Source organism: Haloglomus halophilum, from assembly GCF_024298885.1.
In the GTDB taxonomy this organism is placed as follows: Archaea; Halobacteriota; Halobacteria; order Halobacteriales; family Haloarculaceae; genus Haloglomus; species Haloglomus halophilum.
Genome location: NZ_CP101166.1, coordinates 1,685,818 through 1,701,705, shown reverse-complemented (window position 1 = coordinate 1,701,705; position 15,888 = coordinate 1,685,818). Strand labels below are relative to the sequence as shown.

The window sequence follows — 15,888 nt, the reverse complement described above, 5'->3', positions numbered from 1 at the left end:
TACATGAGTGATGATTTTCCATTTGAGGACATAGCCTCTGATGTCCTCTCGGAGTATGACCAGGACGAGGCATTCAAGACTCGCTTCATCGGCTTTTGCGAGAATGCAATGAAAGGGAGCGCAGAAGACGGCGACCTAATCAGACTAATAAATAACGTGACACTCTCTGAGGAGGACACAGCAGATGGATCTACGAATTGAGGAGATTCGCTACCAGAATATTCGCGATATCGGGAGTCTCCACCTCCAATTCACGAAGCCGAGTACGAGCGAGCCGCGGCACATCTCACTCGTTCAGATGCCAAATGGGACGGGAAAGACTACGACAATGGGGCTCATCCGACATCTGATCCTCGGCTCGGAACTTGACGACGAGACAGTTATGGGATATGAGCCCGAAACTGGTGCCTCAGAAGGCGAATTTACTATCGGCTTCGCCGCCGGTGAAGAGCGGTTCCGAGTTCACATGCATCTCGACTATGATCTAGGGACTGTCGACTACCGCCACTCGTACCCGCAGCGAGAGGGGGGCGGAATGAACAGTGGACACTTCCTGCCGCTGCAGTTAGAGAACATCCTCACAGAGGAGTTTGTAGACCTCTTCGTTTTCAACGGCGAACTAACAGACGACTTCATCGAGACTGGCGAGGACAAAGCTGAAAATGCCCTGAAAATTGTTACCCGGCTCGATCGGATTGAAGCGCAGCGAGCAGCTATTGAGCGGGTTGTCAAAGAACAGCAAGAAGCCGAGGGAGCTAAAACAGAGCAGGGGCTGAAACAGGTCAAGTCCCGGCTTAAAAAACGAGAAGACCGGCTTGCCAGTCTCAAGCAGACCCGGGATAAGCTGAAAGAGGAGATCAGTGACCATGAGTCCAATATCGAGAGTCTCCGGGAAGAACGTGAGGAAATTATCTCAAAGGACCGGGATGCCCTCGACAAATACCAAGATTATCAGGATGAGATCAAGAACCTCGAGACGACTCTGCGGACTGACTCGGCAAGCCTGCTTGATGATATGCGGGATCCCAGCAAACTCTCCCAAAGCTTCCACGAGGACTTCACGACGCTTCTTGAGCATATGCGGATCCTCAGGCTTCCCAAGTCAACATCCAAGGAATTCTTCTCTGAGCTTGCCGAGCAGGATACCTGTATCTGTGGACGCGACCTTAATGAGGAACACCGCAAAGAGATTCGAGAGAACGCCGAGAGATTCCTCTCGGACGAAGACGTTGGCGTCCTTAATTCACTAAAAGAGAGGCTGAAGAATATCAGCGAGCCGGTTGCATTAGACGCGCGGTTAGACGAACTGCGCGACGCCCGTCAGGAACTCAAACAGTACGAGACTCAGCGCAACCAGTTGGATCTCAGTGATGAGGGGCTTGAGCAACAGAAACAAGACCTGACTAGGAAAATTGAGTCCGAAAAGACGGACCGTGATAACAAGGAGCGGAAGGTTGAACTCCTCACCACGGACGACAAAGGTCTCAGACAGCGACATAATCTTGACTGGGAGAAGAACATCCCTGAAGCGAAACGGGAAGTCACGAAGTACAAAAAGAAGGTCGAGGCCGCGACTGACACGGTCACGTTTAGTGCCCAGGCAGAAAAGCTGGACACAATCCTTGATGACTTCGTCAGCCGGGCCGTTGCGGATGTGAAGAGCAACCAAATCAAGAAAACCAACCAGCGACTCGACCGAATCCTCAAACGCTCCAGCGTACAGATTGAATCGATCGATGACTCAATAAATCTCAAAAATAAGAGTGGCTCTTCGGAAGGCCAGTCGCTGGCTGTCGCCTATGCGTATCTCTCAACCCTGTTCGAAGGGTCAGCAGTGGACATGCCGTTCGTTATCGACAGTCCAGCAGTGAGTCTGGATCACAAGGTTCGAAGGGAAGTCGCGCCAATTATTTCACAGTTATTTGACCAAGTCATAGCGTTCGTCATCTCGACAGAAAAAGAAGGATTCGTTGAGAATCTTGAACCGGTGACTGACAACGACATCAACTATTACACCGTGTATAAGACGGACACACCCGGCGAACTGCGGACACATACTGACAAAGACTTCTTTATGGAGTTCACCTCCGAAGAGGAGGAAGGTGGCGATGGTCGGATGCAGTCCGTCACGGAGGAGGAGTAACGATGGCCTTCCGACTCAGCGATAACGCCCGCGAGTACTTCGACGGTATTGAGGAGACGAGTTCCACAGGCGAATTCGAGAGCATGTGGGACAAGTACTATTTCGCAGCGATGGTTGGCATCAAAGCCCGTGATCGCGAGGTCATTGATGATGAGCCCACAGCCGACCCGTTCGTCGAAGGCGTTATTGATGATTACCAGGATCAGAAGTTCGAGATTTATGCGGCGCTCATCACCGCCGAAATCGACCGACAAAATATTCCACAGCAGGCAGAAGACGAAATCCGCGAACTTATGTTAAATATTCTTGATTCAAGTGACCCGACGCAACTGTCTGACTACGGCAAGCAACTTCTTAACTGCTATGCTGAGCGTGGCCACAAACGGCTGCGCGATGCCGGTCCCGCCCCAACAGAATTCGATGAATTCCTCCGGAAGTATCATCAGGTGCTTGAGCAAGCGTAATCTCCATCGCAAAATATCAACACAGCCCGATCGAGCATCAGCTACAGTTCTGGACTCAATCAATTATATCTGGTATCGCTTCATCTCGCTATACAATGGCTGATACTTGGATCGGCGTTACGGACAGCCGACCCATTCCCCTACTGAACTCGCTTGTAGCATCGATCGAGAGCGGTTCTGATCCCGACAACGTTCTCATATTCGTCCCGATAAACGACGAACAGGCAGTTAACTCAATTCAGAGACTCGTCGAGAGAGTTTGCAAAGAGTATGAGATAGAAGCAAATATTGAGTTCACCACTACCCCGTCGATATCCAAACCTCAGGGAGTCTCGAAACACGTCGTAGAAACACTCCGGGACAGAGATGACGACAGCACGAAATCCGTCAGCATCTCCAGCGGCTCCAGACTACTCAACGCCTGTCTAATAGCAGCCAGCGACAAGCTCGACCATCTCTATACGTTGGAAGGCTCGGACCAAGCTAAACTGGAATCAACCCTCTATCCCATGATTCCACGGCCACAGATGAGCCTGATAGACTTCCAGAAAAACTCAGATCTAGATCTGGCCAGTCCCGGCGGAAGGAAATCTACAGACAAAGCCTACAAGATAACCCGGCAGCAGCTACCTCTCCTCTTTAACGCACTTTACAGCACTGGGAACGAGACAATCTCAGTCGACCACAAATCCGATCTCCTATCCACACTCTACAAAATAGAACTGGATCAAGGAAGTCCAGCCTCCATCCGGTTCACGACCGATCTCGACCAATACAAAGAAGAACGAAACAAGGTCGAAAGGAAGTACGGCACTCAGCCACGCTCAGAGATCCCCAGCGCCCGTTCTTTCATCGGAGCACTCACTTCCAGCATCCTTGAGTTCGATAATCAAGACAAGATCTCTGAACAAATCGAACCATTCCGGAACCGTCGTCTCCAGCACAGCAACACTGCCGCACTCGCAGTCTTTGACACAAACCTGATTCAATACTGGCCTGCCCGACAGCTTGGAGTCGCCCCTGAACTGGAAGAGGGTCTGAACGGATACGCCGTCGTCACAGGAGTCAGGGATGAGTTGATGGACTACGAGGGGGACGAGAAAATAAACAACACGAGGGCCTTGGAAGACGCATTTGGCGACGAATTTGGCGAGCTATATAACCAGCCGAAAGGCACACCGAGACAGCTCCGACTTGGAAGACAGTACTGGTCACGGCTGCAGAAAGAGCTCTACACTGAGAAAATCCAATCAGACACAGGCGACAATGCAATCACCGCGGCCTGCGAAGAAAGTGGATTCGACCTTATACTGTTCAGCAACGACTCTGGATTCATCTCAGCAGGAAGAGACCGTGGATTACCGTCCATTCTTGTCGAATTCCCCGACAGCCTACCGAGGAAGAAAGACATCTCTTGGGGAGACGCAGCTACAGCACTCTACCATCACGCAGTACAGTTCAGCATACTGCAGCTTCCTAAAGTCGACCTCTACGGGGTCTGGCCAAAAAAGGAACCAGATGAATGGGAAGCAGACACGCTAGCCGTCAGATGCCGAAGCCCCGTCGTCGAAAAACAACTCGACCGGTACATGAAGATGATCAACGAAGCCGAGAAAGCCAGTACCAGAGTAGTGTGAATGGATGTACCATGGTCCAGTAACATTGATTACACCCCAGCCCGACATTTCCGGTAGTGGTTATTCGTATTGAGTCTCTCACTGTAGAGAACCTGCGATGCTTCCGTGGCGAGCACCAGCTGGATCTCGGCCGAAGCGACGAACCCAGCATCGACGTGGTGTTCGGCTCCAACGGCTTGGGCAAAACCACGTTAGCCGATTCTATTCAACTCTGCCTTACCGGGGAGTTCGAGGATGAAGCCCCTCTGGTAACCTACGAACTGGTGGACGAGCTCTCCCCAGGAGAGGAGGTCTCCGCCGTAGTCTCTGCCGTGATCTCTGACAGCGAACTCCGTCGTCGGTTTCGATTCACACGAAAGTTCCAGACGTCCGAGACTCGCCGGGGACCGGTCAACTCCGTGGACTCGCTTCAGATAGAAGAAGAGGAAGACGGTAACTGGGTCAGCACCAGCTCGTCGGAAGCGATCAACACTGTATTCCCGCTTCCAGCGTTCAAGTATTCGAAGCTGGACGCCGAATCCTCTGTCGGGATTGACGACCCGTGGGGAGGCACCAACTGGGGCGAACTCGTCGAAGCTGTAGGCGAAGCAGCGGCCCAGCAGTCGGCAGCACGCGGTACCGAACTTCCCGAGTACTTCGCCAACAACTACGATCTCGGGGACGAAATGATCCGCCGGATCAACGACGTGCTTCCGAAGCTGGATGAACGTGACCTGTACGAAGTAGAGGAGCGGCAGGACGGGCTTGTGGCTCGCAGGAAAGAAGATGACTCCCCGGCAGAGATGGCTCACCTCTCCGCAGGAGGGCAGCTGATTATCTCCCACGCAGCAGCGTTGGTTGCCGGTGAGGTCATGCCTGCAACCCCTCCGCTAATTGGAGATACGATGTTCGGTCGTGTGGATCACGCTACCCGCGAGCGGATGTTTGAGGTCATCAAACAAGCTGATCGGCAGGTCCTGCTGTTTTCTTTTGATGCTGAACTGGGGGGATTCGATATTTTTCCTCTGTTCAAACTTGAGCGGACTGGGGAAGGTAGAGAGAGTAAAATCGTTGCTGCTGATTAGTCGAGAGACGTTTCCCTCACTCCGATCAAACTAGCCCACTGGACTGTTTTATTGGCAGATACCGACTCTCAGCAAGGTCGTGGCTGCGCGCGCAGCGAGCGAAGCGAGCGAGCACGGAGCGGAGGGTGGGGCGGCGGGGTCGCGGGGCCGTGGACTCGAAACGAAGGGGTTACACCCCCCTCAGTCGTCGGCCACCAGCCCGCGCACCGTCTCCGTCGGCTGGTGACGGCGCTCACTCGCGTCGTGCAGCTCCTGCGAGTAGTTCGCGATCTTCCACTTCGAGGTCGGTACCGTCTCGCCGACTGCCCTGACCACCTCAGCCTGGGTCACGGCCTTCCCGTCGGTCAGCCGGTCTGCCGCATACACTGCCGCCCCGGCCACGCTCATCCGCGCCGTGCCTGGTGCGATGGCACGTTCGTCAGCCACGTCCATCAGCCGCTCCGCGACCCGGACCAGGTCGATGCCGGTCGCCACGTCCAGTTCCTCGTTCAGCGCCGCGACCACCCGATCAACCGCCCGGTCACGCACCGGGGGCACGTCCACGTCCGTCTGCACTCGGATCTTCCTGGCTGCGGCACACACCCGCTCACGGTTCGTCTTCGCGTGCTCGGCGATCTGCGCCGGCGTCCGCTCCACACCGGTCTTCCGTCCGGCCAGCAGCACCGCCCCGGCCGCCAGTGACTCCCAGGCCATCCGGCCGCCCGGCAGCCGCGCGTCCTTCGCCGCCTCCAGGTAGCGCGACGCATCCGTCGTCACATGCTCGGGCAACTCGAGGTTCGCCCCGAGCATCCCGATATCACGGAACCCCTCGTTCAGCCGCTGGTCCCGCTTGTCGTGCATGGTGAAGCGCTTGTGGCGACGGCGCAGCCGCTCCATCTTGTCCTTCCGCTCCGGGGAGAGCGTGTTCCCCTTCCCGTCCGTCGAGAGGAAGAAGGTTGTATGCAGCCCCTTGTCCACCCGCAGCTCCTGCGTCGGCTCGACCGCCCATTCACCGTCGCGCTCACTGCCCTCGGGGGCATGCGCCTTCAGCCCCGGCTTCCGCTCCAGGGCATCGATCGACACGACAAGCCCACAGTCCGCACACACCGCCTCGACGTCCTCCGACACGACTCGACCCTCGCACTCCGGGCACGACGCCCGCCAGTCCACGTTCCGCGCGTCGACCGCCTGACTGTCACTCGATTCGTCCGAAACTTCTTCATCGAAGATGACTCTAGAACTCATTGCTGTCTCCGGAGGCGCTCACCACAGCGCCCGACACCCCGCGCTCCACCGCGGGGTTTCCTCACACGACCACACGACCGAACCAGCACCAGCGCTCTCGCTCGCGCCTCCGAGCGCCCCCGTAGGGGGCGCGAGCGAGAGCGCGGTCTCGGTCGGGCCCCAACCAGCCGCGCGCGCCGACCCGACCGGCGCGAGCGTCCAGCGGAGTAAGCGTGGGGGGTGAGCATACTGCGCAACCCCCCGCGCTTACCCGCTGGCGTCAAACCGGACGCCCGGCAGGTCGCGCGAACCGCAGGTGAGCGCGACCGAAGCCCGCCCGCCACTGCAGGCAGGCAGCCCGGAACGGTCGGTGACGAGCGCTGCGCCGGTCGGCATGCGGCGAGCGCGGCGAGCTGCCGACCACAGCTGACTAGCCACCCGGCGCACGCTCGCCCGACAGTCCAACGGTGACGGGCACACCGACCAGCCCATCACACATGCTCGGCTGGCAGACCCACGGCGAACACACCGACCCAACTTCCTCTCGCCGCTCGGCCGGCAGTCCAACGTCCACGAACACACCGGGCTAGCGCACCCGCAGCGCGACCGACCATCCACCCGGGCGGGACTGAGAGGGGCCAGCGGCTCGCCCCGGCCCGGAGGAAGCAAGCACCGCAGCGACGCGAGGAGCGCAGCGACTCCCGGCACGGGCGAGCCGCTGGGGGCTTTCACCAACAGCCCCTACGTACTAGACATCACTCGACACGGATCAGCACCCCCAGCAAGGCAGTTCTCGGAGACGGCTCTGCGGAGCGAGTGACCAGTATCTACTTATCCGAAATATTCGTGACACTACATCATGCAGCGTCGTCGGTTCCTTTGGGGGATGGGGGTAGCGGGACTCGGTATCACTGCCGGGTGCTCTGGAAATCCGGCCGCACCCACCGACACACCACGCGATTTTGACGGGGATGGGGTGCCAAACAAACACGATTATGCGCCGAGAGACCCGGACGTCCAGAGTCGGTCCGACGTGGTCGCTGAGAAACGGACCACAACCACCAGTGGGTCGCCGACGCCAACAGCCCCACCATCGGCAACGCCAACTGGGTCGCCGACCCCCGCACCCACGCCGACGAGGACCTCAACTCCCACACCATCTCCGGCGCCCACAGCAACGCTGACTCCCTCGCCGACGCCGACCCCCACACCGAGAGCATCGAACACGATCCAGGGGGATGTCGAGCCACTCAGAGGGAATGCCAATCATGCAGTGGACTACTCCCTCGACCACGCGACCGTTCGCGTGTACGGAGACCTGGTCGACAACACCTACCCCGATGGAGCCGATGTGATGGCGGTCGTGGCGGGCTATCCGGGGACGTCCGAAAGCGAGGAGATCTACACGTATTACCGCAGTGACTCGTTCACGCCACCGAGTCGCGGCGAGGCCACGATCACGGTGCCGTTCGATGCCCGACCGGACCCGGACGTGCCGTTCTACTACTGGTTCGCGCTCCTGCCGGCCGACGCAGAGATATCGTCCCTCGAGAGCGGTGATGGCGAGTATCTCTGCGAAACCGACCGCCTTCGGATTCGGAATGGCGACCTCACGCGGGCTCGCCATCCGGATGAACCAGGGGATGAACGGACGACTCGATACACACGGCACGCGGCCGAGGGGTGCTACAGCCTCGAGTTTACTGGCACCTCGTACGATAGCAACTGGTCGGCATCGTTCCTGGTGTACAAACACGGCTATATCCAGGACCTGAACGGCGAGCGCTACGATGACCGGCGCTACTACGTCTATGAAGCCCTCGAAGACGGGTTAGCTGACGAATTCGGACGGATCCTCAACAACGAGGCGGAGGCAAACGGCATCACTGGCGACCGTCAGAAAGTCGAGTTCCTCATCGACTTCGTGCAGAACCTGCCCTACATCCCTGACGACGTCAGTACGGGGTACGACGACTACACGAAACGCCATATCGAGACGGTCATCGACGGCGGCGGCGACTGTGAGGATTCCGCGATTATGCTTGCCAGTCTGCTCCTGTCCGATTCCTTCGGCTACGGAACGGCGCTCCTGCTCCTGCCCGGCCATGCGGCACTGGGGGTGAAGGGCGGTGACGACCTCCCCGGGTACTACTATGAGAAAGACGGGACGAAATACTACTACGTCGAGACCACGGGCAAGGGGTGGGATGTCGGGGAGATTCCGGACGAGTATCGGAATGAGGAGGCATACGTCCGCGTCTTCTGACGAATTACAGGTGCATCTGGCAAGAATTCTGCACAGGTCGGATTCTGTGTGCGTGTTTCGTGCCCAAGATTCCACCTCTCGGCCCCCAGAAGCGATATGGCTCACCCGAGAGTACCAGCTATGGCCACCTATCTGGGCGTCGACTGGGCCGGCAGCTGTTGGCTGGTCGTCGAGGCCGGTGACAGACAGGCCGTCACCACCGAGCCGTCGTTCCTCAACGTCTGGCACGAACACGGACGGGATGCGGCGTCGATCCTCGTCGATATCCCGATCGGCCTCCCGGAATCAGGGACGCGAGCCTGCGACGAGGCGGCGATGGACTATCTCGGCCCCCGACGGAGTACCGTGTTCGCCATCCCATCCAGAGCGGTCGTCGAGACGGACGACTACGACACGGCCCGAGAACTGAACGGGGACTCACTGGGAAGCCAGAGTTGGTGGCTCTTCCCGCGCATCCGGGAGGTCGATGTCTTCCTGCAGGAGTACGAGGATGCGACCGACCGCGTCTACGAGAGCCACCCGGAGGTCTGCTTCGCCGCCCTGGCCGACGGGTCCCTCCCCCCGAAGGACACGCAAGCCGGGCGCGACGAGCGGCTCGCGCTCCTCGATGACGAGCCGGCGCTGCACAAGTGTATCGACGATGTCCTGACCGACCGCGAGGACGGGGCCGCGTGGCACGACCGGATCTCGTCCGGAAAGCTCGATGACGTCCTTGACGCGGCCGTCCTCGCATACACGGCGGCCCAACTTGACCTAGGCCCTCGCGAGTCAGACCAGGAGTATCCACGGCTCCCTGCATCCCCCAACGAAGACTCGGAATTGGGCCTGCCGATGGAGATCGTCCACCCGAACTGAGCCACGAGCGCGTCTACCTCCGTCTCGTCCGCGGCCACTCGAATCGGCACGCCACACTCGTGAAACGTCGTCGTGTCGGGACTCGCGTCCCCATCCCCAGCGTCGTCCTCGGTCCCCATCTTCCCAGCGTGCGTCGGCAACGGAGCAGACTGCAAGTGGTTCTTGGAGGAATGTGCACGCGTATCACGAGACGCCAGCCAATCGCGTCGCTACCGAGGAATGAAAAGCGGGGTGGGGGGTGGGATGCACCGAAAGAACGGTGCAAGTGGCCAGACGTGGGGAGGCCATTTAACCGAAATGGCCACTGGGCCAGTATTCCGGCTCTGTTGCGCCCCTCGATTGCTGATATACTTCAGCGATCGTGCTGAATACAGTGCGCGAATGCAGCGGTAGTAATGGGGAGTCTCAAAACTTTCCGAGGGTGACGTTGCGTTTACTATCAACACAGAGTATCATTACGCATAATTTTATGATATAGTGACTGCTGAGGCGGATTGAATGTCTGACAACACCTACTGGTTGATTAAATCAGGATATCCTGATCACTGGCCGGAATGGGAAGATCAAGACGTGATTTCGGTTGGATGGGAAGTAGGCGACCACGTGGACGAGTCCTGGAATGACCTTCGGGCACGCGTCATGGAGGAGTTCGACACTGATGACCTGAACTGGGCCGGAAATGCAACCGGCGCAATCAAAACCCTTGCAGGAACCCATCGACGCAAAAAACAGCAGATGGCTCCCGGCGATATAGCCATCATCATTGGCACTGATCACGTCCATGGCTCCTCCGTAGTCCGCGCCGTTGCTGAGCTCGGTGAATACCAATTCAAGGAGGAGGGCTTAACTGGGACAGGCATCCACCAGTATCTTCGGGAAATCGAGAATTGGCTCTATAATGACGGTCCCATTCCGAAGACGGAACTTGATGATCGGTTCCGACAGGGTGGTTCTGACAGTCTCCATTTAGCGTCAACCGTGAAACGGTCGAAATTCCACGAACGGGACACGCTGGATACCCTTCTCTCTCAACTGGAGGAAACCGACCCTATCGAAGAACCAGAGTACGGGTTCGAATTAAATCAAGAACGGACACTCGAGTTGTATCTCGAAGAGAATATTGACCGATTGAATGAAGACGATATTGAAACAGTTACTCGGCAGGTCCAGCTAACGAAAGAGAACAGGATTGACCTAGTGTGTATCAGAGATGGCGGGCAGTCTCCCCTCTTGATCGAACTCAAGAAAGGTCTGGGGGAGATGTCTCATCTTAAGCAGCTATCACGGTATCTCGACGTCTATGAAGGAGATTCTGAGGGCCTATTAGTTGCTCAACAATTCAAAGAGGGCGTGCTGGACACTGCTGCTGAGCGGGATGATATTCGACTCAAGGAATTCGAAATCGACCTTGTCTTCGAACCACCACGGAAGTTGAGTTCTCGATGAAATCGTAAGTCGTGGCGAGCTTCCCAGTACACGCACAAGCCGACCGCAATTTCAGTCGTACTCAATCCACATGAAGCCCTTCGCGGTGCTACATCTATCCTCTGTATGCAGCAGTCAGTTCCTCTCAGTTGGAAGGGTTTCAACAGCGCCAGTAGTCCCACTCCCGGGTCGTCACGCGGCGGGGAGCGTTCCGGCCGTCGAGCTGGTGGCGGCCACCTCGTCGTCCGCACACACGACAGCGGTGAGCCACGGTCCCCACGACAGCCCCGGAGCACAGACGGGCGGACGCCGATCTCCGATGGCCGGTCACGGACCGCGCACTGACACCAACAGACTACAGACCCGAACCGGCAGATTCGCGGCCGCTGAGCGGGTCCGGCCATGCTACCCCGGACGAACATAGCAAGCCGGCAATCGCTCCATCACCGCCTGCACACCAACCGGCGTCAGCACTCCGTTCGCGGCCAGTCGATCCAGTCGGATCGGAGACTATTCAGATGATAGAGAGGAAGTATCGGGATCGGAGAAACCCCGTACGGGTCGGGTCTGTAGCCGTTTGTAGTGGCCAGTAACGATACCGTCCTCCCATGCTGCGTATGATTCGAAACGAGGCGAGACCAGCGATTCCGACAGTGACGCCCGCTCCGTGGCGATCCGGTCCCTCGGCCACGCGACCACTGCGTTCCGAATCGAGGGATTTCGCAGGTGAAACACCGTCTCTCGACTCTGTAGTCGTGCACCGGGCCCGACCCACCGTCGCGAACGCTGGCGCCCCGTCAAGTAGTCGCCCATCACCCTGCTGAGCGCGGTCGCCTCGCCCGACTCGGCGCCCCGCTACGGCCGCCGTCCCGCCGAGCGCCGTGCCATCCACGCCGCACCCAGCCTGACTCCCTCCACGCTACTGGGGGTCCGCGTTCGAACAGCAGGCCACCCGTCCCACGCTACAGCGATAGACCACAGACGCGTGTGCGGAGCGCACCCCGGTCTGTAGAACCGTTCGACCACGCGGGCAACACCTGCCCGAGTTACGGCACACGCTCCCCGATCGATCCCACTACATTTTTTTGGCGCGGCTGAGCCCGAAAATCCCAGATGGGGGCCCAGTACACCACCTGCTCCCACACCAAGCATGGCGACAGAGCGCGATTCTGCTTCAGCGACGACCGACGATGACGCACAGCCCTACCTCCGTATCCAGCCCAGTGAGGCCCACCTCGACCCCGAACGCGTCAGCCACGCGCTCGGGCAGCTCCACCGGCGCGACGATGGCGGCCGGCGGGCCGACACACCGCCAACCTACGAGTTCTGTTTCGTCGCGACCGGGCAGACGGGGCCGACGGGCGACCGACGCCTCGACTGGTACGCCGGCGTCGAGAACGGCGACCAGGCGGCCCTCAAGCGGACGCTGCGCCAGGCCCTGCCCGACTCGTTCGAGCTCACCGGCGCCGACCTCCAGCACCACACGGTCCTCGACCAGCCGGCCGGCCTGGGTGCGCCCGACAACACGCTCGCAGCCGTGGAGTACCGGGGTGTCGGCGAGCGCCCGGGCGACTGGCAACTGCCGCTGCCGGCCCTCGAGACGTTCGACAGCGAGGACGGAGCCGGCAGCTGGCCGCTGGCGACTGCCCTCGATAGCCTCGCCACCCACGACGCGGGGGCCATCCTGCAACTGCTCGTCCGGCCGAAAGCCGACTGGGGCGGCGAGCATCACGACCGGACGACCCAGCTCGAGGAGGGGAGGGACACGCTATGGGGGAAGATCTCCAGCGAGCTGTTCCCGGAGCCCGGCGAGCACCGTGACGACGGGGACACCGCGCACAGGGGAGGGACCACACCTCGCCGACGGCGCCCGCCGGGCCAGCAACCCAGCGCGGGGCGGGACCCGGCGCCACAGATCACTGACCCGGACCTGTCGAGGGACAATCGACGCCGGCTCGAACAGCTCGCGACCGTCGACCCCGCCGCGACGTTCACGGTCAACGCCCGCGCCATCACGGTCGCGACCGAGTCCGACACGGCCGCGGCCACGGCCCGGGCCCTCGACGACGCGTTCGCCACCCTGCGCAGCGACCACTACCGGGTCGACACGACCGTCCACGGCCCGGGCAGCGACGCCGCGTGCCGGGTCCGGGATGACCTGTTCGCCCGCACAGTGTACACGGAGCCGCAACCGACCCGCCAGAAACTGCCGCTGACGGCCAATGCCAGCCGCGCACTCGTGATGGACGCGGCCGCACTAGGGGCATGCTGCTGTACGGACGGCCCCGGACTCGGACCGGCCGCCCGGCGCGCCCTCGACCCGACCCCAGCCGAGCGCACGGGGCTCGAGCTGCCACCACGGAGCGTCCTCAACGACTACCTCGACACGCCGGGCATGCGAGTCAGCCACCCGAAGACCGCCGACCGAACCACACTCGACGCCGCATTCACCCTCCCGCCGGCTGTCCAGCCGCTGCACACCGCGCTGTTCGGCACGACCGGCGCCGGGAAGACCGCGCTCGGCCAGGGGATGCATCTCGCCAATCACGGGGCGACCGACGGCGCCACCATCTACATCGACTCGAAGGGCGACGGCGGCCCCGAGGACTACGCCCGGACCCACTTCGCCGCGTACGACAGGCTCGATGATGTCCACTACTTCGACTGTGCCGAGTACCTGCCCGTCCTCCCCTTCCTCTCCATCGAACCATTACTGGACGCGGGGGTCGCCCGCGAGCGCGCCGTCCGGATGGTGACGGAGGCGTACGTCGAGACGCTCGCCGCCGCGATGGGCGAGGAGAAGTTCTACAGCGCTGAGGCCGCGGTCGAGGCGATCGAACATATCGTCACGGCGCAGTTCGATCCCGTCCACGGCGCCGACAGCGTCTCCCAGCACGACGTGCTCGAAGCGGCCACGCGGTTCCACGAGACGGGCAACCCGCCGCCGGTCTCGGACGGCACCCTCCACCAGAAGCTCGCGAGCATCAGTGCCAACGCCCCCAACACGTTCGACACGATCATGAGTGCGGCCACGCGCCGCATCGGGAAGGCGACCAACGACGCCCGCCTCGCACCGCTGTTCACGGCCCAGCCCGACGACGAGGGCGCGGGCGCGTTCAACCTCCGCGAGAAGCTCGACGAGGACTGCGTCATCGTCTTCGACATGAGCGGCTACGGCGACCGGGCGCGGCGCCTGCTTGCGGTCGCTATCCTCGGCCAACTCTGGCGGGCGCTCGAACGCCGGGCCGCCGAGACGGGGACGAGTGACCCACCCCTGGTCAACTGCTACATCGAGGAGGCCGCGGATATCGCGACAACGGGTATCCTTGATACGCTCCTCTCACAGGGGCGTGCGTTCGGGCTCGCAGTCACGCTCGCCATGCAGTTTCCCGAGCAGGTCCGGGAGCACCACCCGCGCGTCTACGCGGAACTGCTCAACGATGTCGGTACCATCATCACGGGCAGCGTCGGCGTCGACCGGCGACTGGCCGAGCGCCTAGCCACCCACGATCTCGACGCGGACGCGGTGGCCGCCCGGCTCCGGGACCTGGAGCGGGGCGAGTGGCTCGTCCGGCCGGCGGCGCCGTTCGCCGACACGAAACCACAGCCGTTCGTCCTGGCATCGGCGCCGTTGCCGGCCGGCCATCCGGATGGCGACGAGCCGCTCACGGGCACGCAAGCGACGCTGTTCATGTCGAACTTCGAGACCGGAAAGGAGCGGACACGCCAGGAACACGGTGTCGATGTCGGGCGACAGTCCAGCGGCGCGCCCGACCCCGAAGCCCCCGAGAAAGACGCCGAGCCCGCGGGTGGGACACCCGCTGCCGCCACGTCGCCGATCCCGCACTCGAACCGCTTCCCGGACTGCATCACGTACGTGGATGAACCGCCCTTCCCGCTGGTCTGCACCGAGTGCGAGACGCGATACGCGGCAACCGCCGAGGGGCTGCGCCGGGCTATCGAGTGCCATCACGCGCTGGCCGACGTGGATCGGGAGTCGATTCCCATCTGTGCGCTCGATCTGCAGCTGACGACCGGCGAGCGGGCGGCCAGCGGCTACTCCGACGCCCAGCTCAGGTTCCTTGCAGCGGTCTATATGGCCCACCAGCAGCGGTTCGACCCCGAACTGGAGTACGACATCGTCTGGGACTCGATGACCGACCTGCAGGCGTACGTCGGCATCGAGACGGCGGCTGTCGACGAACTCGTCGACGATGGACTGTTGCGGGTCGACTGTACCCGGCCGCACAAGCTGCTGACCGTGACGCCCGACGGTCGCGAGGCGATCGGCGTTGGGCACCGGGAGGGAATCGCCCACGGCGATGGGGCGGGCGACCTCTCGGAATCGAGTCTCCACGTCGCGATGGTGGAGGTCGGTGCTCGCCTGCTCGCACAGGAGTACGTGGGCCCCGACGCGCCGGGTTCGGAGGTCCGGCGCTATCACGAGGTCGATGACGGCCGGTTGGATGCGGCGGTCCTGGATGCGGATGGAGACGTGGTGGGCGCACTCGAGGCCGAGCGGATCAACAACGACCGTGCCGAGGCGATTCCATCCGACTTCGACACGATCGCGGCCTGCGATCCGGAGGTGGCCTGGTGGATCGTCAAGACGCGCGCCGACGGGCACGCAGTGTTGACGGCGTTGCACGACGCCCCCGACGGTGAGCCCCGGGTCGAGACGACCTACAGCGAGAACATGGCGCCACGGGAGTACAAACTCGACACGCCCGGACTGACCGAGGTGCTCACGTTCGAGTATGCGCGGGGAGAGTTGGAGTCGGAGCGAAGGGGGTGATGGCGTGGGCGCCCGGGGCGCCATCCTTCAGCGCGC

The 15,888-nt window shown here is 61.0% G+C and carries 10 protein-coding genes; 9 read left to right on the top strand and 1 reads right to left on the bottom strand.

Annotated features, from left to right (window positions below; genetic code table 11):
• The first annotated feature begins 3 nt into the window (after positions 1–3).
• The 5 genes from NL114_RS08270 (at position 4) to NL114_RS08250 (ending at position 5,308) form a co-directional block, all read left to right on the top strand.
• A complete protein-coding gene (locus NL114_RS08270) occupies positions 4–201 on the top strand; it encodes a CxC ATPase DNA modification system associated small protein (RefSeq protein ID WP_254824317.1) in 198 nt (65 codons plus the stop codon).
• A complete protein-coding gene (locus NL114_RS08265; RefSeq protein WP_254824316.1) occupies positions 185–2,143 on the top strand; it encodes a coiled-coil domain-containing protein in 1,959 nt (652 codons plus the stop codon). The genes NL114_RS08270 and NL114_RS08265 overlap by 17 nt, the downstream gene beginning before the upstream one ends.
• A 2-nt stretch (positions 2,144–2,145) precedes the next feature.
• Complete coding sequence (locus NL114_RS08260) at positions 2,146–2,607, top strand: hypothetical protein (RefSeq protein ID WP_254824315.1); 462 nt, start codon at positions 2,146–2,148, stop codon at positions 2,605–2,607.
• Between the two features lie 95 nt (positions 2,608–2,702).
• A complete protein-coding gene (locus NL114_RS08255; protein WP_254824314.1) occupies positions 2,703–4,244 on the top strand; it encodes a hypothetical protein in 1,542 nt (513 codons plus the stop codon).
• 56 nt (positions 4,245–4,300) lie between these two features.
• Positions 4,301–5,308: an AAA family ATPase gene (locus NL114_RS08250; protein ID WP_254824313.1), complete on the top strand. Its 1,008-nt coding sequence runs from the start codon at positions 4,301–4,303 to the stop codon at positions 5,306–5,308.
• A gap of 180 nt (positions 5,309–5,488) precedes the next feature.
• On the opposite strand, the gene NL114_RS08245 is transcribed toward NL114_RS08250, so the two are convergent.
• Positions 5,489–6,532, bottom strand: coding sequence for a transcription initiation factor IIB (locus tag NL114_RS08245; RefSeq protein WP_254824312.1), 1,044 nt, complete (start codon positions 6,530–6,532; stop codon positions 5,489–5,491).
• A gap of 1,252 nt (positions 6,533–7,784) precedes the next feature.
• Here NL114_RS08245 and NL114_RS08240 point away from each other — a divergent pair.
• The 4 genes from NL114_RS08240 to NL114_RS08225 all read left to right on the top strand — a co-directional run bounded on the left by NL114_RS08240 (position 7,785) and on the right by NL114_RS08225 (position 15,852).
• On the top strand, positions 7,785–8,777 hold the full coding sequence (locus NL114_RS08240) for a hypothetical protein (RefSeq protein ID WP_254824311.1): 993 nt from the start codon (positions 7,785–7,787) through the stop codon (positions 8,775–8,777).
• 120 nt (positions 8,778–8,897) lie between these two features.
• The gene (locus tag NL114_RS08235) at positions 8,898–9,632 is read left to right on the top strand and encodes a DUF429 domain-containing protein (RefSeq protein ID WP_254824310.1); all 735 of its coding nucleotides are present in this window, start codon (positions 8,898–8,900) and stop codon (positions 9,630–9,632) included.
• Positions 9,633–10,130: 498 nt separating this feature from the next.
• Entirely contained in the window at positions 10,131–11,078 is a 948-nt protein-coding gene (locus NL114_RS08230) for an endonuclease NucS domain-containing protein (protein ID WP_254824309.1), read from the top strand.
• 1,129 nt (positions 11,079–12,207) lie between these two features.
• On the top strand, positions 12,208–15,852 hold the full coding sequence (locus NL114_RS08225; protein ID WP_254824308.1) for a type IV secretory system conjugative DNA transfer family protein: 3,645 nt from the start codon (positions 12,208–12,210) through the stop codon (positions 15,850–15,852).
• The last annotated feature ends 36 nt before the right edge of the window (positions 15,853–15,888 follow it).

Coding starts and splice junctions, on each gene's coding strand:
- NL114_RS08270 (WP_254824317.1), top strand. CDS start 4: ATGAGTGATGATTTTCCATTTGAGGACATAGCCTCTGATGTCCTCTCG.
- NL114_RS08265 (WP_254824316.1), top strand. CDS start 185: ATGGATCTACGAATTGAGGAGATTCGCTACCAGAATATTCGCGATATC.
- NL114_RS08260 (WP_254824315.1), top strand. CDS start 2,146: ATGGCCTTCCGACTCAGCGATAACGCCCGCGAGTACTTCGACGGTATT.
- NL114_RS08255 (WP_254824314.1), top strand. CDS start 2,703: ATGGCTGATACTTGGATCGGCGTTACGGACAGCCGACCCATTCCCCTA.
- NL114_RS08245 (WP_254824312.1), bottom strand. CDS start 6,532: ATGAGTTCTAGAGTCATCTTCGATGAAGAAGTTTCGGACGAATCGAGT.
- NL114_RS08235 (WP_254824310.1), top strand. CDS start 8,898: ATGGCCACCTATCTGGGCGTCGACTGGGCCGGCAGCTGTTGGCTGGTC.
- NL114_RS08230 (WP_254824309.1), top strand. CDS start 10,131: ATGTCTGACAACACCTACTGGTTGATTAAATCAGGATATCCTGATCAC.
- NL114_RS08225 (WP_254824308.1), top strand. CDS start 12,208: ATGGCGACAGAGCGCGATTCTGCTTCAGCGACGACCGACGATGACGCA.